Source organism: Desulfobaculum sp. SPO524 (assembly GCF_044987625.1).
GTDB lineage: Bacteria > Desulfobacterota > Desulfovibrionia > Desulfovibrionales > Desulfovibrionaceae > Desulfobaculum.
The window spans coordinates 807,101-833,237 of sequence record NZ_JBJDSB010000002.1; the positions used below are offsets into that span (position 1 = coordinate 807,101).

Here is a 26,137-nt window from a genome sequence, read left to right on the forward strand (position 1 = left end):
AGCGCGGGAAGCTGGCGGGCTGCTCTTTCCCCTGCCTGTGGGGTGCTGATTTTGGTTGCAAGGGGGGATGGGCCGGACGTACAGTGCCGCCACCGGAGTTCTTGGAGAAAAGTACGATGAAACGTGTTTTGGTCGCGACGCCGGATGCCGCCGTATCCAGCATCATCCGCGAAAGTTATACCACGCCGCCCACCATAGATACCGCCTTGAAGCGGGAGGAGTTCGGCCACCATTTGGCGCGCAGGCAGTACGATACGCTGTTTGTGGATGTTGCCATGCTGGATGTGCCGCCCACCAATGGCGATGCGCAGGCCTTTGTGGATGCGCTGGCGCCCATTGCCCGCACCAGCCCGCATGCGGAAATCGTCATCCTTGCGCCGCCGGAGCGCCTGCGCGCCGCCGTCAGGCTGGTGAAGGCCGGTGCGGACGACTACCTCAATTATCCGCTGGACCGTACCGAGGTCCGCTATGTGCTGGAAAGCCTGTATGAAAGCCTTAAGCTCCAGACCGAGATGGATTACTTCCGCGCGGAGGTGGGCGTGGGGCGCTTTATGCAGGTTGTGGGCACGCGCACGCCATCCATGCGCGCCGTGTTCGACAAGGCGCGCCTTGTGGCGCCAACGTCGTCCATTGTGCTCCTTACGGGCGAAACCGGGACGGGCAAGGGCGTTATCGCGCGCCTTATCCATGCCCTTGGCGCGCACAGTTCCGGGCCTTTCGTCAGCGTGCACTGCGGCGCAATCCCCGACACCCTCATCGAGAGCGAACTCTTTGGGCACGAGAAGGGCGCATTCACCAGCGCGGTGAAGCGCAAGCTCGGCCGCTTTGAGGTGGCCGCCGGTGGCACCATATTCCTTGATGAAATCGGCACGGTGACGCCGTCTGCGCAGGTGAAACTGCTGCAGGTGCTGCAGGAGAAGGTGTTTCAGCGTGTGGGCGGCTACGCGGACATTCCGCTGAAGTCGCGCATCATCGCCGCCACGAATATTGACCTTGGCGAGCTGTGTGCGCGGGGTGAGTTCCGTAAGGACCTGTTCTACCGCCTGAACGTCTTCCCCATTGAAATCCCGTCGCTGCGGGACAGGGCGGATGATATCCCCATGCTGGCGGAGTTCTTTTTGACCAAGCTGAATGAACAGCACATGAAGGACATCCGCGGCATCCATCCCACGGTGCTGGGCGCGCTGGCCGGATACGACTGGCCGGGCAACGTGCGTGAGCTGGAAAACCTCATCGAGCGCGCCTATATCCTTGAGCGCTCCAATGTGCTGACGCCAGAGAGCTTCCCCGTGGACATTGCCGCCAGTGGCGCGCCAGCGGCCAGCCTGCCGCTGGACCTGACGCAAACCCTTGCGGAATTCCGCGAAAGCGCCAAGGAGAGCGCGCAGCGGCACTACCTCAAGGAACAGCTTGCCGCCCACAACGGGCGCATGAACAAGACCGCCGAGGCCGCAGGCATCAGCCCGCGCCAGTTGCGTAAGCTCATGACGCGCTACGGCTACCGCAAGGAAGACTTCAAGGTCTGATTTTTCCCGGATGGCAAGGCTTCGCTACGCAGAAGCCATACCGCCCCCGTGTCTGTGTCCATTGCGACGGCAGACGCGGGGGCGTTTTGCGTTTGTGCCCATATGCCGGGTGGATGTGGAATGGTCCGACCATAGCGGTAGGGAAAGGTCCGACCAAAGCGATGCGAAAAAAGTTTATGGGGTGACACGGGTGGCGTGTGTTTTACATAACTTACTGGTTTTGTTGGGTTAAGTCTTTTCAACACATATCCCCTGTGGGATCGTCTCGCCTCCAAAGGTCCGACCAAACCCCGTGTGAGGGGTTGACAGCGATTCCAGTATTGTGCAGAGTTTGGTCCGACCATTTGACGGGGCAACGGATGCCGCGCAGATGGTGCAGCTGTGCACGTTAACTGAGTTTGGTGAAGATTTCGCAAGAAATGGGCTGGCTGCACGCTTCGTCGCCATACCGGCGGCTGGCATATTTGGACAGAAAGGTCATACCATTCATGGATCAGACAGAAATGAAAAAGGTCTTGGCATTCACTCCGGCGCAGATTGGTCGCGCCAGCGAGGATGTGGCCCTGCAAATTGAGGCGGCCATCACCAGCGGGCGCATTCAGCCCGGTGAGCACCTGCCCAGCGAACGTGAGCTGCAAAGCCTGTTTCAGACCGGGCGCGGCGTCATCCGCGAGGCCCTGCGGACCCTTAAGCAGAAAGGGCTTATCGAGATCCGCAAGGGCGCCAAGGGCGGCGCATATATCAAACAGATAGAGGTCGACAACGTCAGCGAGTCCCTCGCGCTGTTTTTGAAGCAGCACTCCGTGGCTCCCGACCGCATTATCGAGTTCCGCGAGAGCATTGACCGGGCCATCACCTGTTTGGCCATCTCCCGCGCAACGGATGAGGAGAAGCAGCAGCTTGTGGACGGCGCGCACCGTCTGGAAAAGATGCTGGAAGCACCGAATCCGGACCTGAACCAGCTTGGCGAGCTGGACCGGGAGCTTAACATCCTGCTGGCGAACATGGCGCATAATCCCGTGTTCGAGTGGGTGATGCGGGCGCTGCAGTCCGGCTTTAGCTCTCACGATTTCGCGCTATACGAAATGCCCGAATACCGTGAAGCCACCGTCTCCAACTGGACGGACACAGCGCGCGAGATAGCGCAGGGCGAAACGCTGCGGGCGCTGTCGTACATCGGTCATCACTATGTTTTGCTCAGCCGGTGTGTGGAGGCGCGAAGCGCCGAAGGCCGCCCCGGTGTGACAGAATTTTTGGACACGTCCTCGGACGAGGCAACCGAGACGTCGTCCTAAGGCACTTCCGGTACTCTCCTACTGGTTGCACTGCACCTCCGGGCGCTGCCGTGCCCATTATCCCGGCGGCGCCATCGGCACAGCACTGTGCCGCACGGGGAGGCGTGGACGTCACGTTCCACAGACGCCGCCCTCCCCGCCGGAGGAGTGCGCGCCGCGGCCCGCGCCAGAGAGGCGCTAACGCGGCGTAAAGGCTGGTCCTTCCAGCCACGGGAAAAGTGGGAGGCATGGCCCGCAAGGGCGCAGGAAAGAAGGGGAGAAGAAGGGTTTCTTGCACAAACCGGGCGCCGCTGAAGGCGGACGGCACGGGGCTGGCAGGATGTGTGTGTGGAAAAGGCTGCGCTAGGTGTGCGCCATGACAGCCCCAGCCGTACCACGAAGCATCAGCGACGCCCGGTTTGTGCAGGAAAGCCGTGAAAGCCGGTCACCACGGTGACCGCCGGGGGAGCGCTCCTCTCGCGTGCGTTCTCCTCATAGCCATTCTCCCGGCGTTCATGGCCGCCTTGCGGCCATGACGGCACCCAAAAGAAAGCGCGCCACAGTGTGCCCTGTAGGGCGACACGGCGCGCGCACGGCAAGGACGGCCCGTCAGCGTGTGGCGACGGACGGGCCGGAATTCAACACAACACTATAAAGGACAGCCCGCCGCTCCTTGGCAGAGGATATGCGCGGCGGGCCGCCCTGAACCGAACATGCCGTCTGGCAGGACGACATGAGCAGGAGGTCCCATGGCTAAAAAGATGTATGATTACATCATTGTTGGTGGCGGTTCCGCCGGTAGCGTACTGGCCAACCGTTTGAGCGCGAATCCCAAGAACAATGTGCTGGTGCTGGAAGCCGGTCTCCCGGACTTTCGTCTGGATTTCCGCATCCATATGCCCGCGGCACTGACCTACCCCCTTGCAGGCAAGACCTACAACTGGTGGTACGAGTCCGACCCCGAGCCGCACATGCACAACCGCCGCATTTATCAGCCCCGCGGCAAGGTCCTTGGTGGTTCCAGCTGCGTCAACGGGATGATCTACATCCGCGGTAACGCGATGGACTACGAAAAGTGGGCCAAAATCGACGGCCTGGAGGACTGGGACTACGCCCGTTGCCTGCCGTACTTCCGCCGGTTTGAAACCCGCATGGACGGCGCAACCGCCTACGACGGCGCCAACGGCCCCTTGTACCTGACGACCCCCGAGTGCGACAACCCCCTGTTCAACGCCTTTTTCCAGGCCGTTCAGCAGGCTGGCTATCCTATCGTGGACAACGTCAACGGCTACCGTCAGGAAGGCTTCTCCAAGTTCGACGCCACCATCTATCAGGGGCGCCGCTGGAATGCCGCCCGTGCCTACGTGCACCCGGTGCGCAACCGCCGCAACCTCAAGGTTCGCTGCGGCGCGCAGACCTCGCGCATTCTCTTCGACGGCAAGCGCGCCGTGGGCGTCGAGTACGATACCCGCTTCCGCAAGGGCGTCAAGGCATACGGCGGCGAAGTTATCGTCTGCGGTGGCGCCATCAACTCCCCGCAACTGCTGCAGTTGTCCGGCATCGGTAATGCGGACGAGCTGTCCAACCTCGGCATCGATCCGGTGCAGCACCTGCCCGGCGTGGGCGAGAACCTGCAGGACCATCTGGAACTTTATGTCCAGTACGCCTGCAAGAAGCCCGTCAGCATGTACCCGGCCCTCAAGTACCGCAATCAGCCCAAGATTGGCGCAGAGTGGCTGTTCCTGCACAAGGGCGCTGCGGCCACGAACCACTTCGAGGCCGGCGGCTTTATCCGCGGCAACGACGAGGTGGACTACCCGAACCTGCAGTACCACTTCCTGCCTATCGCCATCCGCTACGACGGCTCCGCGCCCAACGAGGGCCACGGCTATCAGGTCCACGTTGGTCCCATGAATACCGACGTTCGCGGTCATGTGAAGATCAAGTCCGCCGATCCGAAGGAATACCCCAGCATCCTGTTCAACTACCTCTCCACCGAGCAGGAGCGCCGCGAATGGTGCCAGGCCATCCGCAAGACCCGCGAAATCATGACGCAGTCCGCGTTTGACGAGTTCCGCGGCGGCGAGCTGGCCCCCGGCGAACATGTGCAGACCGACGAAGAGATCCTGGACTTTGTGGCACGCGAGGGCGAAAGCGCCTACCACCCCAGTTGCACCTGCAAAATGGGCTACGACGACATGGCCGTTGTGGACAGCGACCTCAAGGTGCACGGCGTGGAAAACCTGCGTGTCGTGGACGCCTCCATCATGCCGCTTATCACCAACGGCAACATCTACGCTCCGGTCATGATGATCGCCGAAAAGGCCGCGGACAAGATTCTCGGCAACACGCCGCTGGATGCTTCTCCCGCGCCGTTCTACAAGCACGAAAAGGGCGAGTAGACCCCGAGACCGCAAGGAGACCTGCAATATGATGCAGAAGAAGATGTACATCGACGGCCAGTGGGTGGACGCCGAGTCCGGCCGCACCACGGAAATCATCGATCCCGGCAACGGGCGCGGTGTGGCCGTGGTGGCCGAAGGCTCCCGCGATGACGCCAAAAAGGCCATCGCCGCCGCGCGCGAAGCCTTCGACTACGGCCCTTGGCCGAACACCCCCGCATCCGAGCGAGGCCGCCTCGTCTGCCGTCTGGCGGACCTTATAGAGCGCGACCGCGAGGAGCTGGCCCGGCTGGAGAGCCTGGACACAGGTAAAACAGTTGAAGAAAGTCGTTGGGATATGGATGACATCGCCGGTATCTTCCGCTACTTTGGCGGGTTGGCGGACAAGGAAGGCGGCGAAGTGATTTCTTCGCCCATTCCGGATTCCACCAGTGAACTGGTACGCGAACCCATCGGCGTCTGCGGGCAGATTTCCCCGTGGAACTATCCGCTCCTTCAGGCGTCGTGGAAGATGGCCCCGGCTTTGGCCGCAGGATGCACGATTGTCATGAAACCCAGCGAGATCACCCCGCTGACGACCATTAAGGTCACGGAACTGGCCGAAGAGGCCGGATTCCCCAAGGGTGTGGTCAATACCGTACTCGGCCCCGGCTCCGCCGTGGGCGCCGAACTGTCCGAAAGCCTGGATGTGGATTTGATATCCTTCACGGGCGGCATCGACACCGGCAAAAAGATCATTCAGGCCGCAAGCGGCAACGTGAAGAAGATGGCTCTTGAGCTTGGGGGCAAAAACCCCAATATCATCTTCGCCGACGCCGATTTCGACCTTGCGGTGGACTACGCGCTCAACGGCGTGTTCTTCCACGCTGGTCAGATTTGCTCTGCCGGTGCGCGCATCCTTGTGCAGGACGACATCTACGACGCCTTCGTGGAGGAACTGCACAGACGCATCAGCCGCATCGTTGTGGGCTACGGCTTCGACGAAAAGACCGAGATGGGACCGCTCATCTCCGCCGAGCATCTGGCCAAGGTTGAGGACTACGTCCGCATTGGTCAGGAAGAGGGCGCGCGCCTGCTTTGCGGCGGCAAGCGTCCGGACGACCCGGCGCTGGAGGGGGGCTTCTTCTACATGCCCACCCTGTTCGCCGACTGCGAAAACGACATGCGCATCGTGCAGGAAGAAGTGTTCGGCCCGGTTATCACCGTGGAACGCTTCTCCACCGAAGAGGAAGTCGTTCAGCGTGCCAACAGCACCGTCTACGGCCTGTCCGCTGGCTTCTGGACCCGCGACCCCGACCGTATCAAGCGCGTTTCCCGCGCTTTGCGTTTCGGTACCGTGTGGGTGAATGACTTCAACGTGTACTTCACACAGGCACCATGGGGTGGCTACAAGCAGTCCGGCCTTGGTCGCGAGCTTGGCCGCATGGGGCTTGAGGAATACACCGAAGTGAAGCACATCTTCCAGAACAGCAACACCCAGCCAGTGAACTGGTTCGGTAAATAGACCACAAAAGGGGAGAGCACAGGTGTGTTCTCCCCTTTTTTCATGTGGACGAGAGTGTTCCCGTGGCGGATGCCGCCAGCAACGTGGACGCAGCCCCGGCAAAGTGCCTCTGTGCAGGCAGCAGCCGTGGGCGCGGCCCAGCGTTAGCGGTGGATGCGCCACCAGTGCCGCGCGGAAGGAACGTTTCGCGCGGCGTCCGGCCGGGGTCGTCATTGTGGCGGCGGCCGGTCACCCATGCAGAGTGCGGCGCGGCGGCGCAGGGAACCGGAAGAGTTCCGGCATACGCCGCCCACCGACGCGCACTGATTTGGGGCGGAGCACGGCACAAGCGGGGCATGGCCCCGTTAACAGCAACATAGGAGGTATGATGTTTGATGAAGGCCCAAGGAAGTTGATGACAGTAGTGCTTCTTCTCTTCATGTTTGCCTTCACCGGCGTGGCTCACGCCAAGAACAACGAGGTACGTTTCGTCAGCATCGGCTGGACGGGCGTATCCATCAAGACTGATATCGCAGTAGAAATGCTGAACAGTCTTGGGTACTCGGCCACGAATCTCTTGGTGTCCGTGCCCATCGCCTACAAGGCGATGGACATGCAGGAAGCCGACGTCTTCCTCGGCAACTGGATGCCCACCATGGAGACCATGGCCAACAAGTTCTTCAAGAAGGGTACTGTGGACAAATACGTGGCCAACATGCCCGGTGCCAAGTACACCCTCGCCGTCCCGACCTACGTCGCGGAAGGTGGCTTGAAGAACTTTAGCGACATTGCCAAGTACGCCGATAAGCTCGAAGGCCGCATCTACGGCCTTGAGGAAGGCAACGACGGCAATGCGGTCATCGAAAAGATGATTGAGGATGATATGTTTGGATTGGGCGATTTTACTCTCGTGCCCTCCAGTGAGAGCGGCATGCTCGCCCAGGTGCAGTCCTTCGCCAAGGAAGGAAAATGGATCGTGTTCCTCGGCTGGGCACCGCACAGCATGAACGAGAACATCGACATGACCTACCTTGACGGCAGCACTACGGAGACGTTCGGTCCCAACAACGGTTCGGCTACCATTTATACCAATGTGCGCGCCGGCTTTGTTGATGAACATCCGAACGTGGGAAAATACCTGAAGAATTTGATTTTCCCCATCAGCATGATGAATGAAATCATGGTGGCTCTGCACAACGACGATGGCCTGAAGACCAAGGAAGCAGGCATGCAGTGGGTCAAGAATCATCCGGAAATGTACGAAAAGTGGCTGGATGGTGTGACGACTGCAGACGGCAAGCCCGCTCTGCCTGCCTTTAAGGCATACCTTGAGACCATCTAAAAACGGCAAGCTCTCCGCGTAAGCGGAGAGCGCCGTATGTTGCGTCATTCGGCCGCTTGCGGGGTTTTTCCGCAGGCGGTGAGGCCTTCCGTGCAGAAGGCTGCCTCGCAAGTCGCCGCGCGTGCTCACTGTGAGCCGTGCGGCCGCTGTGCGGGCGGAGGCGCAGCCGGGTGGAGCCTTGTGCCAAATGGGTGAAGCTCGTATTCCATGAATACGCACGTTGAAGGGCGTCCTGCGCTGGCAGCAGCGGCAGGGCGCCCTTTTTGTTCATCATCTCCCGCCAGCGGCATCATCTCTCCACCTTGTGCCTCGCCTCCTCACTCCCGCCATTTTTCGCTTGCGTCCCCCGGTTGCATTTCGCCATGCACAGGCCTACCCTCGGCTCGCCGGTGGGCCGTTGCCCACCTCGGCGCAACAACACAATTCGACACACTCCCAAGCGAGGCGAGATATGCAACTGGACGACGTGGCGCAGGCCGTAGCAGACCTTGCGCAGAAGAATGGCTGGTACAGACCGCAGTCCAAGCGGCCCCAGACGCCAAGGAACCTTGCCGTATCCCTTTCCATAGAAGCGGCGGAACTGCTGGAGTGCTTCCAGTGGACCGAAGACGCCAACCCCGACGCCGTGGCCGACGAAATCGCCGACGTCATCATCTACGCCGCACAGCTGGCCAACGTCATGGGCATGGACCTCAACGAAGTGCTCCAACGTAAAATCAATCGCAACCTCACCCGTACCTGGGATCAGGACGCCGCACGCGAAGAAGCCGAGGCATAGCTGGGGGGTGCCTTTGGCTGGGCCGGGTCGTAACGCCGGGGTCAAGAGGATATCTCCGATGGTTTAAGGGGTGCGACCCCTTAAAAATCCCGAGGTTTTTCGGGCTGGAAGCCAGTCCGAAAAAAGGGGTGGGTGCTTTTTTCGCGTGAGGGCGGTTGCCCGCGTGGGTGGGGCGGCAATGTCGGGGCCGGATAGAGGCCGGCCGTGTGGAACGCTTTACTGGCGTATAAATGGGATCGTTAAGGGCCACGGCCCTTGACCCGCCGGAGGCTTTTCTTGGCTGGGCCGAGTTGTAACGCCGGGGTCAAGAGGATATCTCCGATGGTTTAAGGGGTGCGACCCCTTAAAAATCCCGAGGTTTTTCGGGCTGGAAGCCAGCCCGAAAAAGGGGTGGGTGCTTTTCTCGCGTGAGGGCAGTTGCCCGCGTGGGTGGGGCGGCAATGGCGGGGCCTGAGAGAGGCCGGCCGTGTGGGACGCTTTACTGGCGTATAAATGGGATCGTTAAGGGCCCGTGGCCCTTGACCCGCCGGAGGCTTTTCTTGGCTGGGCCGGGTCGTAACGCCGGAGTCAAGAGGATATCTCCGATGGTTTAAGGGGTGCGACCCCTTAAAAATCCTGAGGTTTTTCGGGCTGGAAGCCAGCCCGAAAAAGGGGTGGGTGCTTTTCTCGCGTGAGGGCAGTTGCCCGCGTTGGTGGGGCGGCAATGGCGGGGCCTGATAGAGGCCAGGTGTGGGGAACGTATTACTGGCGTATAAATGGGATCGTTAAGGGCCCGTGGGCCTTGACCCGCCGGAGGCTTTTCTTGGCTGGGCCGAGTCGTAACGCCGGGGTCAAGAGGATATCTCCGATGGTTTAAGGGGTGCGACCCCTTAAAAATCTCGAGGTTTTTCGGGCTGGAAGCCAGCCCGAAAAAGGGGTGGGTGCTTTTTTCGCGTGAGGGCGGTTGCCCGCGTGGGTGGGGCGGCAATGCCGGGGCCGGATAGAGGCCGGGCGTGGGGAACGTATTACTGGCGTATAAATGGGATCGTTAAGGGCCCACGGCCCTTAACCCGCCGGAGGCTTTTTTATTTTCTGCCACAAGCCGAGGAGGCGGGGCGTGATGACGAACGGGCGCTGGGAGCTGTACTCCCGGCGCCCGTTTGTTGTGTGTCGTATTGGGCGGGGCTACTCGGCGCAGTCCACGCAGAGGGAGGCTTCTGGCATGATGAGGAGTCGGCGGACGGGGATGGGTTCGCCGCATTCTTCGCAGTGGCCGAAGTCCTCGTCGTCGACATTGGCGAGGGCGCGTTCAAGGCCGAGGAGGCGGCGCTTGGACTCGGCCAGCACTTTGCCGCTGATGCCCTGATTGGTCAGCGAATCCATGCGGGAGAGCCTGCCGATGGGTTGGTCCAGATCAACGGTCTTGGCGCTGTCTTCCAGACGGGCGACGGTTTCGCGGAGGGTCTCGATTTCCTCACGAATGCATGTTGCGATCTGTTCTCGTTCTTCCTTGGTCATGGCGATCCTTCCTTCAAGATGTTCCTGCGGGTTTGCCCGTGGAGGGCCGGAAAAACGCACGCAACCGCCGCAGATGCTGTTAGCGCCTGCGCGGTGAACTGTGCGTCGTATGGTGCGCGCCCGGATACCCCGTGCGTGCAAAGTTCCTACTGTAGCAAGGTGGAAAGAGTCCGGCAACCGCTTTGTTTTATTCTGTGCGGAAGGTGGCGTTGGATGGGGCGCAGGGCGAGATGGAGTGAATGTCGTGTGTTGTGTTTTGCATTGCGCTTGGAGTGTGCTATGCATGGTGGGAATGTCAAACAGTCCACCTTGGATGTATGTCCTTGGTTTTGTTGTTCTGTAACCCATGCAGTGTGAGGTTTTCCATGGCAAAGAAGAAGATGACAACCGCTTTTGGTGTCCCGGTAGGGAACGACTTGAATACGATGACGAGTGGTTCCCGTGGCCCGTCGCTTTTGCAGGACGTACACCTGCTGGAAAAGTTGGCGCACTTTGACAGGGAGCGCATCCCCGAGCGTGTTGTGCACGCCAAGGGCGCCGGGGCGTATGGATATTTTGAAGTAACGGCGGACGTGAGCAAGTATACGAAGGCCGCGTTCCTGTCCGAGGTTGGCAAGCGCACGGACGTTTTCGCGCGTTTTTCCACTGTTGGCGGGGAGAAGGGCAGCGCCGATGCAGAGCGCGACCCCCGCGGCTTTGCCGTGAAGTTCTATACGGAGGAAGGCAACTACGACATGACCGGCAACAATACCCCGGTCTTCTTCATCCGCGACCCGCTGAAGTTCCCGGACTTTATCCACACGCAGAAGCGTAACCCCGCCACCAACCTCAAGGACCCGACCATGGCGTGGGACTTTTGGTCCCTGACGCCGGAGTCCATGCACCAAGTGACGATTCTGTTCTCGGACCGGGGCACGCCCGCGACCTACCGCAACATGAATGGCTACTCCAGCCATACCTACAAATGGTACAACGCCAAGGGTGAATACTTTTGGGTGCAGTACCACTTTAAAACCGATCAGGGCATCAAGAACCTGACCGGCCCCGAGGCGGCGGCAATGTGCGGCAAGGACCCGGACCACGCCACGCGTGACCTGTACGACGCCATCGAGCGCGGCGAACACCCGTCGTGGACGCTGGAGATGCAGATTCTCAGCCCTGAGCAGGCCAAGGACTTTGGGTGGGATATCTTCGACATCACCAAGGTGTGGCCGCATAAGGAGGTGCCGCCCATCACCGTGGGCAAGCTGGTGCTGAACAGGAATCCGGAAAATTACTTTGCGGAGGTGGAGCAGGCCGCGTTCAACCCGAGCAACCTTGTGCCCGGCATTGGCGTGTCTCCGGACAAGATGCTGCAAGGGCGGCTGTTCTCGTATCACGATACGCACCTGCACCGCCTTGGGCCGAACTATCACCTCATCCCCGTGAACCAGCCGAAGCACGCCATGGAGCAGAACTACCAGCGCGACGGCAATATGCGTGTGGATGCCAACGGCGGTGGCGGGCCGAACTATTGGCCCAACAGCTTCCACGGCCCGGCGCCGGACGCGGCCTATGGCGAGCCGCCCATTGAAGAGCACGGCCCCGGCGACCGCTACGAGTTCGACCACCCCAACGACGACTTTGTCCAGCCGGGGAACCTGTACCGCCACGTGATGTCCGAGCAGGACCGGACGAACCTTGTCAGCAATATTGTGGGCAATATGGAGAGTGTCCCGAAGCCCATCCAGCTGAGGCAGTGCGCGCTCTTCTTCCTGGCGGATGAGGACTACGGCGCCCGCGTGGCCGAAGGGCTGGGACTGGATATGGCCGAGGTGAAGCGCCTTGCCGCGATGTCGCAGGAGGACCGCGTGGCCGCAACACCTGTAAAGTAGCCGTGATGTGAAGAAAGCGATGAAGCCGGGACGCCGCATGCGTTCCGGCTTTTTTGCGTGCTGGCTGCGGCCCGCGTGTGGCTGGTTGGGGCTGGCACGATACGACGGTGTTGGGCGTGGCCGCTTGACGGCAAAAGGAGGAGCCGGCAAAGAAAAACGGACGCTCCCGGCATGGGGGCGTCCGTGCTGCGTCTGTAGGGGCGGCTGGGGCTATTTGCGGAAGTGGCAGCCCCGGCTGTTTTTGTTGCGCATGGCCGCGAGGGTGACGATGTACGCGGCGTAGCAGCCATGGAACAGGTCCACGAGGGACTTGGAGATGGGCGTTTGCTTGTAGAAGTCCTGCAGGTGCCTGTTCAGGCTACGCATGTCGTCGTAGGCGCGTTTAAGGCGCTGGGAGGTGCGGGTGATGCCCACATAGTTCCACATGGTGGTGCGGATGGTGGCCCAGTCCTGTGCGACGAGGGCGGGGTCCTCGTTTTGGGTGTTGCCTGCCGCCACCCAGTCGGGCATTGCGTCGGCAAGGCGCTGCGGCAGTGCGCTGCGGCGCGGGGACTTTTTGGCGATGTCCTCGGCGGCGGCCACGCCCCACAACAGGCCCTCCAGCAGCGAGGTGCTGGCAAGGCGGTTGGCGCCGTGCAGACCGGTGCAGGCGCATTCGCCCACGGCGTACAGGCGCGAGAGCGTGGTTTTGCCTGTGGTGTCCGTGAGGATGCCGCCACAGAAATAGTGCGCCGCAGGAACTACGGGGATGGGTTCCTTGGTCATGTCGAGGCCGATGTCGCGGCACTTCTTGGCGATGGTGGGGAAGCTGGTCTCAATGTCGCGCGAGACGTGGTTTGCCGCGTCCAGATAGACGAAGTCCGCGCCGGTGGCGAGCATCTCCTCCTGAATGGCGCGGGTGACGATGTCGCGCGGGGCAAGGTCGGCGCGCGGGTCGTAGCGCGCCATGAAGGCTTCGCTCTTGTCGTTGAGGAGCTTGGCGCCAGCGCCGCGCACGGCCTCGGAGACGAGGAAGCGCCGGGGCGCGCGGTGAAAGAGCGAGGTCGGGTGGAACTGCACATACTCGGCGTTGATGGTCTTGGCCTTGGCGCGGGCGGCCATGACCATACCGGACCCGATGGACGACGAGGTGTTGGTGGTGTGCAGATACAACTGCCCAATGCCGCCCGTGGCAAGGATGGTGGTGTCCGCGAGGATGGTCTCCACCTGCGCAAGGTCCTGATTGAAGACATACGCGCCGCAGCATTGGTTGCTGAGCTGGTACTTGAACTCCAGCTTGGTGGAGTGGTGATGGCTGGTGAGCAGGTCGATGGCTGTGCGGCCGGTGAGCAGGGTGATGTTCGGATGCTCCGCCACCGCCGCGATCAGCTTGTCCATGATGGCGCGGCCCGAGAAGTCCGCGCAGTGTGCGATGCGGGGCTTGCCGTGCCCGCCCTCGCGGATAAGGTCCAGCTCGCCGTCGCAGGTGGTGGAGAAATCCACGTGCAAGGTATCGAGCAGCACCCGCTTCACCACATCCGGTCCCTTTTGGGACAGAAAGCGTACCGCCTTGGGATTGTTGAGCTTCCAGCCGGCGGTCATAATGTCGGCCTCAAGGTCACGCGGATTCTCGTCGATGGCTTTGTAGACAATGCCGCCCTGCGCGAGGGCGGTGTTGCCTTTGTCCGGCGCGCTGTCAGCGGTGAGCAGGGTCACGTGCCGTCCTGCCTCGGCAAGGATGAGGGCGCAGGTGGCTCCGGCAATGCCGGAGCCAATGACAAGGGCTTCAGTGGAATAGCGGGTGGTGTTCATGGGTGCTGCTCGATGTGGTTCAGGGTGCTAGGCGCAGGCTTCGAGCATGCGTTCGAGGGCGATGCGCGCGTAGTAGGCCACATCGTCGGGGACGCGGACAGGCTCGGAGGTCTCCAGATTCATGAGGGTTTCGGCCAGCAGGGACTCTGTGGTTTTGGCCATGTTGCGGCACGAGCTGGGGCGCAGCGGGCGGATGCGCTTGCTGTCGCGGTTGGCCTTGGCCAACCGTTCCACAAGGTTGATCTCCGTGCCGATGTAAATGGTGGAGCCGGGAAGGGCGTTGTCCACAAACGTGATGATGGCGGATGTGGAGCCGGCGGCGTCGGCCTTGGCAACCACGCCCGGACGACACTCCGGGTGCACGATGACGAGGGCGTCGGGGTCGCGCTGGCGAATTTCGTCAATGTGCTCCTCGCGGAAGCGCTCGTGGATGGCGCACAGGCCGGGCCACAGCAGCAGACGCTTGTCCGCCGTCTGGGCGGGGTTCATATCTCTGCCGCCGTTGCGGATGTCCAGCACCATGCGTTTTTCTGCCGGGATGCCAAGGGCGTCCGCGGTGTTGTTGCCGAGGTTCTGGTCGGGCAGGAACAGCACGCTGTCGCCGCGCTTCATGGCCCAGTCCAGCATGGTCTTGGCGTTGGCGGAGGTACACACGGACCCGCCGTAGCGGCCCACAATGCCCTTGATGGCGGCGGAGGTGTTTACATACGCAAGGGGGATGACGCGGCGGTCGGTTTCGCTGAGGCGTCTCATGACACAGTCGAGGATATGGGCGGGAGCCATATTGGACATGATGCACCCGGCGTCCGGCGCGGGGATGATGACCTTTTGCTCCTCACCGGCGAGCATGGCCGCGGTTTCGGCCATAAACTGCACGCCGCAGAACACGATGTACTCCGCCTTGAGGGAGGGCACCTGCCGGGCCAGTTCCAGCGAATCACCGCGCAGATCGGTATGCAGGATGACGCGGTCGTGCTGGTAGTGGTGCCCCATGATGACCAGATTTGAGCCGCGCTGTTTCCTTATGTCGGTGATGATTTGGGTGGAGTTGGATGTCATGAGGATTATCCGTGCGTTATACGGACACGCATGCTGAAGTCCGCAGCCGGAGCGGAGTGGGTCAGCCTACCCACGGAAACGTAATCCGGCCCGATCCTTCCTATGTCCGCAATGGTGGAAAGATTCACCCCGCCGCTGACTTCGGATTCGATGCCGCTGGGTATGCGTTCCAGCGCTTCGCGCAGCGTGTCGGGGGCCATGTTGTCAAGCATGATGCGGTCCACACCCAGGTTCGCCGCTTCCGTGACGTCGTCAAGGGTTCTGCATTCGACCTCTATCGGGGGGCAGGGGGAGTAGGTCTTTCGCAGAGCGTCCACCGCCGGGCTGATGCCGCCCGCTTGGTCGATGTGGTTATCCTTGAGCATAAGCATCTCGGCGAGGTCCATCCTATGGTTTTTGCCGCCGCCCAGCAAGACTGCGTATTTTTCCGGATATCTGAGGCCGGGAAGGGTCTTTCTGGTGTCGAGCAGGATGGTGCGCGTGCCGGACAGCGCGTCGGCGTAGCGCCGGGTCAGGTTGGCAATGCCGGAAAGATGACAGATAAAATTGAGGATGACTCGCTCGGCCTTAAAGGCCACGGCGGGGGCGCAGGTGAACTCTGCCACCGTGGTGCCGGGGGCTACTGAGTCGCCGTCGGCAAAGAAATGTGTTACATCATGGGATGTTTCGTGTTCCAATGCGCTGAGGACGATGGGGATGAGGGGCAGCCCAGCGCAGATGGTAGGCTCCTTGGCGATGATGACGCTGTGGGCGCGTTCATTGCCGGTAAACACGGCCTTGGACGTCAGGTCCGGGCCGTCTTCCTCCAGAGCCAGCGAGATGGCCCGGTCAAGATAGGTTCGGGCGTGTCCCTGGAAAAAAGCGTCGAATAGCGTATGGTTCATGGCGTATCCGTATGGCTTGGAGTTGTGTCTGTACTCGGCTCGTAAGGCAACGGCCAGCGCGAGTCAAGATGCTTGAATCTTTTGACCTCAGACCGCATTTAGGATACCTGACAACCGCCATGACAGAGAAGGATAGATACACCTCGCATCCCGGACCCGAAGGTCCGGAAGGGCAAGAGAATCTCACAGCCCAGACAGACCCCGCAGCCGACTTTGAGTACGCTCATCCGGCTGACGGGGCGGCGCAGCTTGAGAGCCTTTCCCTTGAAGAACAGATTGAGGTGGTCAAGAGGCTGGAGCCGGAAGACGCCGCAGAATTCATCGCCGAGATGGAGCGCCACGACCGCGCCCGGCTGATGAAGGACCTGCCGCCGGACTTTGCCGCCGACCTTCTGGAACAGATGTCGCCCGACGACGCGGCGGACGTTTTGGACGACCTTGATGACGCGCATCAGTTCCGGCTGCTGCAACGCGTGGAGCAGGAAGAAGCTCTCGAAATTGAGACGCTTTTGACCTTCGACGCGGACACGGCCGGCGGCGTGATGAACACCGAGGTCACAGTCCTTGACCGCAACCTCACGGCAGATCAGGCCATCCAGCTCATCCGCAGCGCCGCGGAAGAGACGGAAATTCCCTACTACGCCTACATCGTGGACGAGGCGGACCGCCTTGTGGGCGTGCTTTCACTCAGAAACCTTATGCTCAGCCGTCCGGGCCAGCGCCTGCGCGATGTGCTGGGCAAACAGCAGCTTATCTACGCGCATTTTGACGAGGACAAGGAAGAGGTCGCGCGCCTTTTGACGCACTACAACTTCCTTGCCGTGCCTATTGTGGACCACGAAATGCGCCTGCTCGGCGTGGTGACGCATGACGACGTCATCGACATCATCCATGAAGAGGCCAGCGAAGACATGCTCGGCATGGTCGGCGCCGGTCAGGACGAGAGCACGGATACCCCGTGGCTCCAGTCCGTGAAGATGCGTTTGCCGTGGCTGGTGGTCAATGTGGCCAACTCCGCAGTGTCCGCATGGGTGGTGCACCTTTTTGAAGGGACCATATCGCAGATGGCTATCTTGGCCGCCCTGATGCCCATTGTGGCAAACCAGGCGGGCAACTCCGGCCAGCAGTCCCTTGCCGTCATCATCCGTCAGCTCGCCATGGAGGCGTTTGACCGCAAGCGCGCGTGGACAGCCGTCATGCGTGAGGCGCGCATCGGCATGGTCAACGGCCTGATTGTGGGCCTTATGGTTATGCTGGGCGTATTTTTGCTGACATCCAACATTCAACTGGCCGCCGTGATGAGCGTGGCCCTTGGCGTGGATATGTGCATTGGCAATGTGGCCGGTGCGTCCATTCCCGTCATTTTGCAGGAGCTTGGCCGCGACCCGGCGCAGGCGTCCAGCATCTTCCTGACCACGCTGACGGACAGCGCGGGCTTTTTGACCTTCCTTGGTCTGTCGTCGCTGCTTTTGATGTGAAAGGCAGAGGCGGGGCCGCAAAGCCCACGAAAAGCATCAAAAAAGGCCGCTCCATGTGCACCATGGAGCGGCCTTTTTCGTGCCTGAATATATGCGGATGCGCCGTGCGCGGCTATTCCAGCCCAAGCTGCTTGAGCAGGTCGTCCACATCCTCCTGCGAGGAGTCCTTCTGCGGGCCCTTGAGGGCGGAGACCGTCTGCTTGGCTTCCTCGGCAATTTCCGAGGCGTCGCGTTCCGGGGTTTGGTCGCGCTTTTTTACGGCAAGGCCGGTGGACATGTAGACGTCGAAGACCACTTCCTCAATGCGCTTGAGGGCGTTGACCACCCGCTTGATGCGCTGGCCCGTCAGGTCCTGGAAGGAGAGGGCGGTCATGATTTCGATGAGGTCGGCGGTGTGGGCGTCGTTCAGCTCGATGAGTTTATTCACGTTCTCCTTGCTGGCGCCGCCGCTGCGGAATTCGCGCAGCAGTTTGCCGGAGTGGGCGATCATCTCCTGATGCTTTTCAACGATGTCCATGATGCGGACGGTGGCGTCCTCCGTGGATTGGAGGATTTGGTCCAACTGGTCCGAGGCTTCGGACAGGAGCTGGTCGGTGTCCACTTCGTGGGCGGCACCGGCGCCTTCCTCGCGCTTGGCCTTTTTGATTTCCTTGTAGATTTCTTCCAGCCCGTGGCGCATGTCGTCATTGACCTTGCGGAAGAATTCGCCGTCCTTGATCTCCTTGTTCAGGCTCTTGGTCAGAACCGATGTCACTTCCTTTTCGATGGCGTCTTTGATGACGGTGTCGAGACCGGACACCACGCTCATGGTGACTTGTTCAACAAGCTGATCAAGCTGCTCTTCTATCTTCGGGGTCATACAGTGCCTCCTGGGCGGGGGGTGGTATTGGCTATTCCGACCATTTGCGCTCGCGGATGCGCTCGCGCTGTTCGCGGAAGACAAAGCGGACGATGGCCTCCTGGTCGCTTTCGCGCACGGAGGTGAAGTCCACGGCCCAGATGGGCGCGCCGTTTTCGTGGTGCCGCTTTTGTACTACGTTGCCAACTGCGGCGGCGACACGCAAGGGGAATTGTCCGAGCAAGAGGGCAAATTCCAGCGAGTCACCCGGCGTGAAGCTGGCATCGCAGGTAAAGGCAAGGCCTGCGCCGGACAGCTCCACCACCTCGATGGTATGGTCAAATTCCGTTTCCAACCGCTCCTGCCCGATAATGCCGAGCAGGGCGTCCAGCTTGGAATTGATGGATTCGAGAAAATTGACAAGAGGCTCTTGCAGATTAGCCCCGGAGAGGTCCAGCTCTTCCGGCGCGTTTGGCACGATGTGCTCGTTGAGCATGGGAAGAGAGGAGGCCGAGTCCATTCGGCGGATGTATCCTCTGATGCGGGTTGCGACGCTGGAGAATTCTCCTGTGTTCATGGCTCGGCCTCCGGAAGGTGCTTAGAAGTCGGTGTCGTCAAGTTGAACGTTCATGGCATTGACGGGGCACACGCGGGTGCACATGCCGCAGGCGGTGCACTTTTCGGAATCGAAGTGGATGCGGCGGGTGGCTTTGTCCAAGTACAGGGCCTTGGTGGCGCACAGCGCCGTGCACATGCCGCAGTCGATACAGATGTCCTCGTCGCGCGAGATGCGCTGGGCAACGACCTCGACCTTGATCCCCTGGTCGCTGAGGTACTTGATGCCCTTGTCGTAGTTCTCTTCGCTGCCGGTCAGCTCCAAGGTGAGGGAGCCTTCCTGCCGGTGCGAGATTGTGGCCTGAAGGATGTTGAACGAAAGGTCAAACAGCCGTGTCAGGTTGCAGACCACCGGCCTTCCCGAGTTTTCGGGGGGGAAGGACAGATGGACGATTTTCCGGTGTGCCTTGATGACGTCTTGCATACGGTATCCGTCAGATTTCCGGAAGCGTGTCCGGGGCTGAGGTTTAGAGTCCCTTGAGGATGGCCTTTGCGCGGCGCGCCTCGGCGGACTTGGGGAACTTGTCGATGACGTCGTGCAGCAGCAGGCGGCCAGCCTTGACCCGGCCAAGACGCATGAAGGACAGGCCCTGCTTGAGCAGCGACGTGGGGTACTTGTAGCTCTTCTTATACTTGTCCAGCACTTCCTGATACTTCAGAACAGCGCGGGCGTAGTCCTTGAGCTGGTAGTAGCATTCGCCCTGCCAAAAAATGGCGTTGGAGACGAGCTTGTGGTCCGGGAAGTTGGTTGCGAACTCTTCCCAGCGGGCCTGCGCCTCGGTGTAGTCGCGCTTTTCAAAGGCGGCGCGGGCGGAATCGTACAGCGTGGTGGCGGCGTCGAGGGCCGGTGCCTGTTTGGCGATGGCGGCGTCGGTGTCTGCTGCCTTGGTTGCCGTGTCAGTGGGCTGTGCGGCGGGCTGTGCGGCGGCGTCGCCTGCGGCGGAAGCCGTGGCGTTGGCGTCAGCAGCCGGGGCACCGGGCTCGGGAGATTCGCCGGAAGCGGGCTGCGTGGCGGTGGCGTTTGCATCCATGCCGGGCAGCGGCGCGGGCGCAGGCTGTGCCGCCTGCTCGCGGGCGAGGCGTTCCTTGCGGATGGTGTCGAGGTCAACGTCCGCGCCCAGCTGGGTGGTCAGGCTGTGCCAGCCGGTCTGCACGTCGCGCACATCGCCGGACAGCGCCTTGGTGGCGTTGGTATTGGCGGCGATGGCGGCATTCTGCTCGTCCAGCCGGCGGCGCAGGGTGGCCACCTCGTCCTGCAACTCGCCCATCTCGCGGCGCATGCTCTGCACCTGCGACCAGATGTCGGCCTGTTGCGGGTCGGTCTTGGAAAGGTCGTTCACTTTGGTTTCGATGGTGTCGATGCGGACTTTTTGGTCGTAGACGCGGTTGTCCAGCGTCTTGATGTCGTCCGGATTGACGCAGGCGGTCATGGACAGGGTGGTCATGCCCAGAAGGCTGAGGGTGAGCAGGCGTTTCATGATGCGTTTCTCCGTCCACGTTTTGCTCCCCAGAGGAGGTAGATAAGGCCTCCGAAGAACGGGATGAACACGGCGATTGCCAGCCAGATGAACCTCTCCTGCGGGTAAGGGAATACGCGCCAGAAGGCGTGCCAGATGGCCCAAAAGCTCAGCGCGACGCAGACGAGGGCGCCGCCGCAAATGGCGGCGATAATTGCCGGAGGAATGGTGCTGATATCAACGAACATCGTGGTGTTTTCGCTCCTGTGTGACGTAGTGGGGTGGGCTAGGACGCCGTGTCGGATTTCACAATGGTGATGAGCATAAGGCCCACACCAAGGCAGATGCCAATGTCCGCAACATTAAACGCCGGCCAGTGCCATGCCTTGTAGTGAAAGTCCAAGAAATCGACCACCGCGCCCAGATGGACTCGGTCCACAAGGTTGCCCAGTGCGCCGCCAAGGATAAGTCCCAGTGCGGACACGGAAAGCTTGTCCGTAAAATGAGCCGTCTTCAACAGGTACATAATAGCGCCGACGGCGACAAGAGCCACAGTGATAAACAGGGTGGTCTGCCACGCGATGGCGTCGGTATCCAGAAAGCCAAAGGCCGCGCCCTTGTTCAGCACATGGACCATGTTGAAAAAGCCCGGAATGACGGCGTAGCCCTGCCACGGGGGAATGGTGGCCTGTACCCACAGCTTGGTCAGCTGGTCAAGGATAAGGACGCTGCCCGCGATGGAGAGGGCCATGGCGTATCTGTTGCGCATGGGGGTGCCGTGTGCTCCATGGTTAAAAGCCCGGACGCGGTCTGCGCCGCGCCCGGGCCAAATGAAGGCGTAAGGTGAGGGGGCCGCGCGAAAGCTATTTGCTTTCGGCTGCCATCACGGAAGCGCAGCGCGGGCACAGACCGGGGTGGTCCGTACTGGTGCCCAGCTCTTCGGAGTAAATCCAGCAGCGCTCGCACTTGTCGCCGGCTGCGGCTTCGATGCCAATCTTCAGGCCTTCTACCTCTTCGCTCTCGTAGGCGTCCGCCGGAGCGTCGGCCAGAGGTGCGGTGGTGATGGCGGAAACGATGCACATTTCGCGCAGGTTCAGACCCTCGGTCGCCAGATCGTCCAGCAGCTCTTCGCGGGCGTAGACGGTGACCTTGGTGTCCAGGCTATGGCCGATGGTGCCGGCCTTGCGTACAGGCTCGATGGCGCGGTTCACTTCGGAACGCACGGCAGCGATGGTGTCCCACTTGTGGCGCTCGGCCTCGGAGAGCAGGTACTTCTCGTCCATGGTAAAGCGCATGGCGAAGACCGTGGGCACGCCGGGGTGCAGGGCTTCCGGCAGGTGCTGGAAGGCCTCTTCCGCGGTGTAGGACAGGGTGGGCGCAATATCGCTGAGCAGAGTCATGAAGATCTGCCACAGCGCGGTCTGCGCGGAGCGGCGCTCCTGCGAGTCGGCGGCGGACACGTACAGGCGGTCCTTCAGGATGTCCAGATAGAAGGCGGACAGGTCCGTGACGCACATGTTGTGCACCGCATGGTACACGCGGTGGAACTCGAACTCGTTGTAGGAGCGCTCAATCTTCTTATGGATGGACTGGATAAGGTCCATGGCGTAGCGGTCCAGCGGCAGCATCTGCTCCGGGGCCACGGCGTTGACCTTGGGGTCGAAGTCGCCGAGGTTGCCGAGGATGAAGCGCATGGTGTTGCGGATGCGGCGGTAGGCGTCCACGAGGCGGCTCAGGATGTCGTCGGAGATGCGCACGTCAGCCTGATAGTTCTCGGAGGAAACCCACATACGCAGGATGTCCGCGCCGTACTTGTCGATGATTTCCTGCGGGGCCACCACGTTGCCGATGGACTTGGACATCTTTTTGCCCTCGCCATCCACAACATAGCCGTGGGTGAGCACGGACTTGTAGGGGGCCTTGTCGCGGGTGCCCATGGAGGCCAGCAGCGAGCTGTGGAACCAGCCGCGGTGCTGGTCGGAGCCTTCCAGATACAGGTCGGCGGGGTAGGAGCACTCGTCGCGCTGTTCCACAACGGCGGCAAAGCTCGTTCCGGAGTCGAACCACACGTCGAGGATGTCGTCTTCCTTTTCCCAGTGGTTGCCGCCGCAGTGCGGGCAGGTCAGGCCTTCGGGGACGATGTCTTCAAGGGCGGCCTCGAACCAGTAGTCACAACCGGTTTCGTGCTCCTCGAACTTGTCCACGATGTTCATGACCCAGTCGCTGTCGAACCATGCCTCGCCGCAGTCCTTGCAGAGCAGGGCCATGATGGGCACGCCCCACGTACGCTGGCGCGAGATGCACCAGTCCGGGCGCATTTCAATCATATTATGGATGCGCTCGCGGCCCCATGCGGGAATCCACTGCACGTCCTCGTCAATGGCCTTGAGGGACTTCTGGCGCAGGTCGTTGTTCTCCATGGAGATGAACCACTGCGTGGTGGCCCGGTAGATAACGGGCTGCTTGCAGCGCCAGCAATGGGGGTAGGAGTGGCTGATCTTCTCCATAGCGAGAAGGTTGCCCAGCTCCGTGAGCTTGTCGATGACGTGGGGGTTGGCCTCGTCAACGCGCAGACCCGCAAAGAATTCGACGGTGGGCAGGAAACGGCCCTCGTCGTCCAGCGGGGAGTAAATGTCCAGACCGTAGCGGTAGCCGGTCATGTAGTCATCGGGACCGTGGCCGGGGGCGGTGTGCACGCAGCCGGTGCCGCTCTCCAGCGTGACATAGTCGGCCAGCACCAGCAGGGACTCGCGGTCGTAGATGCAGTGGCGGGCCTTCAGACCTTCGAACTTTTCGCCCTTGAGGGTGGCCACGGTGGTGTACTCGTCCCAGCCGAACTTTTCGGCGCAGGAGGCCAGCAGCTCTTCGGCAAGGATGTAGAACTCGTCACCCTTTTTCACGCAGACGTAGTCGTAGTCGGCGTGGAAGGCGATAGCCATGTTGGACGGCAGGGTCCACGGGGTGGTGGTCCAGATGCAGACGAAAGTCTTTGCCGGATCGGCCTCGGGGATGATGTCCGTCACCTTTTTGTCGGTGAGGGGGAAGCGTACGAAGATGGACGGGGACGTGTGGTCCGCGTACTCCACCTCGGCCTCTGCCAGTGCGGTTTTGCAGTCGTTGCACCAGTAGATGGGCTTCTTGTTGCGGACAACGCCACCCTTCGCCATAAAGCGACCAAGCTCGCGGGCGGTGGCGGCTTCGTAGCTGGGGCGCATGGTCAGGTAGGGGTTGTCCCACGTGCCCAAAACGCCAAGACGCTGAAATTCCTTGCGCTGGGTCTTCATCCACTTTTCCGCGTAGCTGCGGCAAATCTTGCGGATGGTCAGCGCGGGGAGGTCCGTCTTGCCCTTGGCTTTGAGTTCCTGCCCGACCTTATGCTCAATGGGCAGACCGTGACAGTCCCAGCCGGGGACGTATTCGGCCTTGATGCCCTGCATGTTCTTGTGCTTGACGATGATGTCCTTAATCACCTTGTTCATGGCGGTGCCAAGGTGAATGTGCCCGTTGGCGTAGGGCGGACCGTCGTGGAGCGTGTAGCTCTCCTGGCCTTCATTGGCCTCGATCATGGTCTTGTAGACATCAGTGTCCTGCCAAAATTTGAGCGTCTTCGGCTCGTTCTGGGTCAGGTTCGCCTTCATGGGGAACTTGGTCCGGGGCAGGTGCAGGGTTTTCTTATAGTCGCTCATGGATGTGCATGTCCTCCACGGAAATTAAACAGAGTCGCCAAAATAAAGAGGACAAAGGTAACCAAGTCTCCTGCAAAGTCAAGGGCAGAGCGGCCTTGCCGCGAATCTCACCCGCGGCGTGCATTTCTATACCACAAGGCACCCCTGCGGCAGAGGCGGCGGACCGGGCGATGGCGCGGTGGGCGGGACGATAACGCCATGTTCCAGACGCTCGCCGTGGGCGTTTTTGCGTATGGCATCGACGGTGAGGGCAATAAGGCGCGAGGCAACGGTCTTGGCGATAAGCGAGTGGTCCGTGTCCGGGGTCAGCCCTGCCGGTGCGGTGACGGCGTCGTCGGCGGTCTGCGCCGGGGCGGCCTTGGCTGGTGCGGATGTGGGAGCGCCCTCGCGGCGCGGCGCCGCGCCGGGCTGGTCCGATGGTGCCTGGGCCGCGGCGTGGGTGCCCCGCGTGGTGGTGGCGGAGTAGGTGGGCGCGTTTACGGCCATGCGGACCACGTGCCGCTGGGGTTGTGCGGGCGCTATGCGGTGCTGTGTTGTCTCCGCGAAGATGGCGTGTTCTGTTTCAATGGCGGTGGAGGTGGTGAAGATGCCGCACAATGTGAGGATGATGGTCATAACGGTCCGCATAATGGCTCCAAGATGGTGAATGGTGGATGCTTTGGCGCGCATCGGTGCGCCGTGAATCTGCCTTTGCGGCTGAAAATGCATCAAGTGGGCCATTTGTGCTGTGGGGTGAAATTGTTTGGAAAAAACCGGGAGGCGGGAGTGTGGCGGCGCAATTTTGACGGCGGCTGGGCTGCGCTGGTGGGCGCTGAGTGGGTGTTTTGTGCAGTGACAAGCGCTGTGAAATCGCCTATGCTTCCCGCGTCTTGAGGTAGCCCCGTACTTGCGGGGCTTGAAGAGGGAACCCGGTGCGAATCCGGGGCGGACCCGCCGCTGTAAGTCCGGCGCCGCGCAGGCATTGCCCGCGCGGACGAGTCTTGCACCCCATACAGAGCCACTGCCACGTGCGTGCAACGCGCACCCGGCGGGAAGGCAGGGGTGGAATTCGGACGAGCCAGAAGACCTGCCTCAGGGCCTTGCGTCAGCCATGCCGGCAACGAGGGCTATTGCCTGCATGGACCTCATCCCGAATGTTCGGGGTACACCCCTGACGCACTCCGGCGCTGCGCGCCGGCTTTCTTCCTGTATTGGCAGGTGACGCCCGCCTGCGGTTTCACTGGAGCGAGTTCAAATGCTCACATCCCGTTTCTCTGGCACGCGCGTTTTCGCGCTGTGCCTCTTGGCGCTGGTCCTGTCGATTTCCACTGCATTTGCATCGCATGGTGAGGGAAAGCCTGTGAAGAAAGGTGTGCTGTTCGTGGCCTTTGGTACGAGTGTTCCTCAGGCCGACAAGGCTCTGCGCGGTCTTGAAGCCACCTTTGAAAAGAGCCACCCCGGTCTTGACGTGCGCTGGGCGTTCACGTCCAACATCATCCGCCACAAGCTGGCGAAGCAAGGCCGCGAGCTGGATTCCGTGACCACAGCGCTCTCCAAAATGTTGGATGACGGCTACACCCATGTTGCCGTGCAGTCCCTGCACACCATTCCGGGCGAAGAGTTCCACCAGAAGGTGCTCAGCGTGGTCAGCCGCTTCAGCGGTGGTCCCGGCGGTTTCCGGCAGGTCACGGTGGGCAGCCCCATGATGGCGACCGATGCCGACATGCAGGCTGTGACTGCGGCCGTTCAGTCCTCCATTCCCGCCGAGCGCAAGGCTGACGAAGCCGTTGTGCTCATGGGCCACGGCACGCATCACTCCGGCAACATTTTCTACCCCGGTCTGCAGTGGTATGTTGCCCAGAAGGACCCCAACATCTTTGTTGGCACCGTTGAGGGCACGCCCTCTCTGGACACCATTGTGGCCGAGCTGAAGGACCGTGGCATCAAGACCGCATGGCTGATGCCCCTGATGTCCGTGGCGGGCGACCATGCCCAGAACGACATGGCGGGCGACGAGGACGACTCTTGGAAGTCCGTGTTCAAGGCCAACGGCATTACGCCGAAATGTGTGTTGAAGGGCACTGCCGAGTACCCTGAATTCGCGGCCATTTGGCTTGGTCACGCCGAAGACGCCTTCGGCCGTTTGGCGCAGTAGACTGTAATGGCAGGGGGAA

21 protein-coding genes and 1 riboswitch are annotated in these 26,137 nt (G+C 61.3%); of the genes, 9 read left to right on the forward strand and 12 right to left on the reverse strand.

All coding sequences use genetic code 11. The features are described from left to right. Positions 1–116 precede the first annotated feature (116 nt). The 6 genes from ACI3L3_RS09220 to ACI3L3_RS09245 all read left to right on the forward strand — a co-directional run bounded on the left by ACI3L3_RS09220 (position 117) and on the right by ACI3L3_RS09245 (position 8,805). A complete protein-coding gene (locus ACI3L3_RS09220) occupies positions 117–1,526 on the forward strand; it encodes a sigma-54-dependent transcriptional regulator (protein ID WP_404844821.1) in 1,410 nt (469 codons plus the stop codon). Between the two features lie 488 nt (positions 1,527–2,014). Further along, complete coding sequence (locus ACI3L3_RS09225; RefSeq protein WP_404844822.1) at positions 2,015–2,821, forward strand: FadR/GntR family transcriptional regulator; 807 nt, start codon at positions 2,015–2,017, stop codon at positions 2,819–2,821. 728 nt (positions 2,822–3,549) lie between these two features. Next, entirely contained in the window at positions 3,550–5,202 is a 1,653-nt protein-coding gene (gene betA / locus ACI3L3_RS09230; protein ID WP_404844823.1) for a choline dehydrogenase, read from the forward strand. Positions 5,203–5,230: 28 nt separating this feature from the next. After that, positions 5,231–6,706, forward strand: a complete 1,476-nt coding sequence (gene betB, locus ACI3L3_RS09235) for a betaine-aldehyde dehydrogenase (RefSeq protein WP_404844824.1) — start codon at positions 5,231–5,233, stop codon at positions 6,704–6,706. A 394-nt stretch (positions 6,707–7,100) separates the two neighbouring features. Further along, a complete protein-coding gene (locus tag ACI3L3_RS09240) occupies positions 7,101–8,027 on the forward strand; it encodes a glycine betaine ABC transporter substrate-binding protein (protein WP_404844825.1) in 927 nt (308 codons plus the stop codon). A 451-nt stretch (positions 8,028–8,478) separates the two neighbouring features. Continuing rightward, on the forward strand, positions 8,479–8,805 hold the full coding sequence (locus ACI3L3_RS09245) for a MazG-like family protein (RefSeq protein WP_404844826.1): 327 nt from the start codon (positions 8,479–8,481) through the stop codon (positions 8,803–8,805). A 1,164-nt stretch (positions 8,806–9,969) separates the two neighbouring features. On the opposite strand, the gene ACI3L3_RS09250 is transcribed toward ACI3L3_RS09245, so the two are convergent. Beyond that, positions 9,970–10,302 carry a TraR/DksA family transcriptional regulator gene (locus ACI3L3_RS09250; RefSeq protein ID WP_404844827.1) on the reverse strand — a complete coding sequence of 111 codons (333 nt, stop codon included), beginning with the start codon at positions 10,300–10,302 and terminating at the stop codon, positions 9,970–9,972. A 365-nt stretch (positions 10,303–10,667) separates the two neighbouring features. Here ACI3L3_RS09250 and ACI3L3_RS09255 point away from each other — a divergent pair, with 365 nt between their 5' ends. Beyond that, positions 10,668–12,176: a catalase gene (locus ACI3L3_RS09255; protein WP_404844828.1), complete on the forward strand. Its 1,509-nt coding sequence runs from the start codon at positions 10,668–10,670 to the stop codon at positions 12,174–12,176. A 210-nt stretch (positions 12,177–12,386) separates the two neighbouring features. On the opposite strand, the gene nadB is transcribed toward ACI3L3_RS09255, so the two are convergent. Genes nadB through nadC form a run of 3 tightly spaced genes read right to left on the reverse strand, consistent with a single transcriptional unit; the run spans position 12,387 to position 15,910 of the window. Continuing rightward, complete coding sequence (gene nadB / locus ACI3L3_RS09260) at positions 12,387–13,967, reverse strand: L-aspartate oxidase (protein ID WP_404844829.1); 1,581 nt, start codon at positions 13,965–13,967, stop codon at positions 12,387–12,389. A gap of 27 nt (positions 13,968–13,994) precedes the next feature. Continuing rightward, on the reverse strand, positions 13,995–15,026 hold the full coding sequence (nadA, locus tag ACI3L3_RS09265; protein ID WP_404844830.1) for a quinolinate synthase NadA: 1,032 nt from the start codon (positions 15,024–15,026) through the stop codon (positions 13,995–13,997). 5 nt (positions 15,027–15,031) lie between these two features. Then, complete coding sequence (gene nadC, locus ACI3L3_RS09270; protein ID WP_404844831.1) at positions 15,032–15,910, reverse strand: carboxylating nicotinate-nucleotide diphosphorylase; 879 nt, start codon at positions 15,908–15,910, stop codon at positions 15,032–15,034. Between the two features lie 119 nt (positions 15,911–16,029). Between nadC and mgtE the strand changes: the two genes are divergently transcribed. After that, a complete protein-coding gene (mgtE, locus tag ACI3L3_RS09275) occupies positions 16,030–17,388 on the forward strand; it encodes a magnesium transporter (RefSeq protein WP_404844832.1) in 1,359 nt (452 codons plus the stop codon). 112 nt (positions 17,389–17,500) lie between these two features. Here the strand turns inward: mgtE and ACI3L3_RS09280 are convergent, their stop codons facing one another. From ACI3L3_RS09280 to ACI3L3_RS09315, 8 genes are all read right to left on the reverse strand, one after another. Beyond that, positions 17,501–18,247, reverse strand: coding sequence for a protein phosphatase CheZ (locus tag ACI3L3_RS09280; RefSeq protein ID WP_404844833.1), 747 nt, complete (start codon positions 18,245–18,247; stop codon positions 17,501–17,503). Positions 18,248–18,278: 31 nt separating this feature from the next. Next, positions 18,279–18,803, reverse strand: coding sequence for a PilZ domain-containing protein (locus tag ACI3L3_RS09285; protein WP_404844834.1), 525 nt, complete (start codon positions 18,801–18,803; stop codon positions 18,279–18,281). A 21-nt stretch (positions 18,804–18,824) separates the two neighbouring features. Then, positions 18,825–19,265 carry an NIL domain-containing protein gene (locus ACI3L3_RS09290; protein WP_404844835.1) on the reverse strand — a complete coding sequence of 147 codons (441 nt, stop codon included), beginning with the start codon at positions 19,263–19,265 and terminating at the stop codon, positions 18,825–18,827. A gap of 43 nt (positions 19,266–19,308) precedes the next feature. Next, positions 19,309–20,319, reverse strand: coding sequence for a tol-pal system protein YbgF (gene ybgF, locus ACI3L3_RS09295; protein WP_404844836.1), 1,011 nt, complete (start codon positions 20,317–20,319; stop codon positions 19,309–19,311). Continuing rightward, positions 20,316–20,546 (reverse strand): PLDc N-terminal domain-containing protein, encoded by a 231-nt coding sequence (locus ACI3L3_RS09300; RefSeq protein ID WP_404844837.1) that lies wholly within the window; start codon positions 20,544–20,546, stop codon positions 20,316–20,318. Before ACI3L3_RS09300 ends, ybgF begins: the two co-directional genes overlap by 4 nt. 38 nt (positions 20,547–20,584) lie before the next feature. After that, positions 20,585–21,067 (reverse strand): signal peptidase II, encoded by a 483-nt coding sequence (gene lspA, locus ACI3L3_RS09305; protein WP_404844838.1) that lies wholly within the window; start codon positions 21,065–21,067, stop codon positions 20,585–20,587. A gap of 94 nt (positions 21,068–21,161) precedes the next feature. Further along, positions 21,162–23,984: an isoleucine--tRNA ligase gene (gene ileS, locus ACI3L3_RS09310; RefSeq protein WP_404844839.1), complete on the reverse strand. Its 2,823-nt coding sequence runs from the start codon at positions 23,982–23,984 to the stop codon at positions 21,162–21,164. A 126-nt stretch (positions 23,985–24,110) separates the two neighbouring features. Beyond that, positions 24,111–24,611, reverse strand: coding sequence for a hypothetical protein (locus ACI3L3_RS09315; RefSeq protein WP_404844840.1), 501 nt, complete (start codon positions 24,609–24,611; stop codon positions 24,111–24,113). A 228-nt stretch (positions 24,612–24,839) separates the two neighbouring features. Next, positions 24,840–25,073: riboswitch (cobalamin riboswitch) on the forward strand. Positions 25,074–25,323: 250 nt separating this feature from the next. Here ACI3L3_RS09315 and ACI3L3_RS09320 point away from each other — a divergent pair. Beyond that, entirely contained in the window at positions 25,324–26,118 is a 795-nt protein-coding gene (locus tag ACI3L3_RS09320) for a sirohydrochlorin cobaltochelatase (protein ID WP_404844841.1), read from the forward strand. Positions 26,119–26,137: the final 19 nt, after the last annotated feature.